General features: G+C 26.2%; 2 protein-coding genes. Both read right to left on the bottom strand.

From position 1 onward, the window contains the following. Nucleotides 1-587: 587 nt before the first annotated feature. A complete protein-coding gene (locus tag CN288_RS15820; protein ID WP_098302600.1) occupies nt 588-914 on the bottom strand; it encodes a 6-aminohexanoate hydrolase in 327 nt (108 codons plus the stop codon). Continuing rightward, nucleotides 907-1143: a helix-turn-helix transcriptional regulator gene (locus tag CN288_RS15815; RefSeq protein WP_098302599.1), complete on the bottom strand. Its 237-nt coding sequence runs from the start codon at nt 1141-1143 to the stop codon at nt 907-909. Before CN288_RS15815 ends, CN288_RS15820 begins: the two co-directional genes overlap by 8 nt. Between the last annotated feature and the right edge of the window lie 772 nt (nt 1144-1915).

Raw genomic sequence — 1915 nt, 5'->3', positions numbered from 1 at the left:
TTTATAAATAATTGCTAAATAATGAATTTACATAAATGTTTTTAGAAGTTCTTGAACTAATGGGATTGCTCCACCTATAAACTTTAAAACTGTCATTGCGATTTCCATACTATTTTCTCCTCTTTTTTCGTATTAAGATGTGGTGAATCTTTATACCCTTATTATAGTAAGCGCTTACATTTATAACAATACATTTCTATATGCAATATTACATATTTATACGTTTAGACAAAAATTATACCCCTATTACTCATTCTTTAATGGTACCATAGCGAGGTGAGAGTCTTTAAGGGTTCTTCTTAATAGGAGGAAACGATATGGAAAGAATGCAAGTGATTTATAGTAATCCGAAACTCAAGAGCTGGGTTAAACAGGTATTAGCTGTAGGCGGAATGTTANNAGTGGAGTCTTGCCTACAGATGTAAGGCTCTTTTGTTGTACCTGAGGTGAACAAAATATACACAATACCTCTCAGACTCCTTTTTGAAGGTAAATTTCTATTTAAAAGTTTACTTTCAAAAAGGAGTAATAAAAAAACAGTAGTGCATAAAATCACTACTGTTTTTTTATTGTTTTTTGCAAGTAAATTATTTGAATTCTCTTCTATATAATCTAACAGAATAAATAGCTCCAACGAAAAAGACAATGGCTTCAAATAATATGAAAAATTGACGAAAATACATATCTTTACCAACTAAAGAAATAAATGCGCCATTCATTATAAGTTGAGTAAAAAACATACAAGAAACAATTTTAAGATAAATAGCATTTGTTCTTTCATCCGGTTGACCAAATTTTTTCATCATAATAAAAAGCACAATTGCTGAACCTACAAATAGAAGTGATATAAATCCTACAATGATATTAAAATTGTTCGTGCTTTCTAACATCCAGTTGTTTAATAGATCAAGCATTATTATCTTCCTTTCCTACATAAGAGAATATTTCGTTTATATCAACCTCAAAATAATTAGCTATTCGATATGCTAACACCAGTGAAGGAGAATAATTATTCTTTTCCATAACAAATATCGTTTGCTTAGAAACTCCAACAGCATCAGCTAAATCTTTTTGTGACATTCTTCTTAACACTCTATGTTCATACACTTTATTCACTATATAATCTCCAAATTTTTCCTTCAAAGTTAACACCTTCCTTTCCTAACACTTATATTAAATCTATTTTATAAAAAAGTAAAGTTTAATTATACAAAAGATAAAAATTTTTATATAAATTAAAAGAAATTCTATGTATATTGGATTTAAATTTTATATACAAGAAAAAGAAGACTGTACTAGAGAGTTAATCTAGTTCAGTCTTCTTTTTTGTTGAAAGTAAACTAATATTCAAAAGTTTACATTTGTATTTATAATAAATAAAAAGCACTTTTCAATGTTTTAAAAGTGCTTTTTATTTGATATTAATTATGTAGTTTTATAATTTTTATTTTTAAAATCGAATAGATTTAATATAAATACTAAGAAAAATCCAATTGCACAAAAAGCCTTTAACCAATTAAATTTATGATCTGTGGTAAGTATGGAAATAAATTCAATAGTATTAGCAATAAATAATATCCCAAATATCTATATGTTAAATTTGACCATTTTCAAACTTTGCATAATGTTCCTCTCAATCTTTAATAATATATATGTATTATTATATTAAATTTAGACGTTTTTAGGGAATGAAATTTATATCTATTCAAAATTTTTAACCAGGCAGTATTACTTTGCTTATGATGGTATTTGAAAGTAAACTTCTATCTAAAAGTTTACATTCGTATTTATAATAAATAAAAAGCACTTTTTAATGTTTTAAAAGTGCTTTAACTTGATGTTGATGTGACGGAACCTTAAGTATGTAGAAATTTAAAAAAGTCCCTTAATCATGCTAAAGGGACTTTGCTCACAC

The sequence above is a fragment of the Bacillus sp. AFS023182 genome (assembly GCF_002560575.1).
In the GTDB taxonomy this organism is placed as follows: Bacteria; Bacillota; Bacilli; order Bacillales; family Bacillaceae_G; genus Bacillus_A; species Bacillus_A arachidis.
This window is presented reverse-complemented; position numbering and strand designations above follow the sequence as displayed.

Bases quoted from the DNA above. Each gene is read 5' to 3' on its own strand.
- CN288_RS15820 (WP_098302600.1), bottom strand. From the start codon at position 914: ATGCTTGATCTATTAAACAACTGGATGTTAGAAAGCACGAACAATTTT.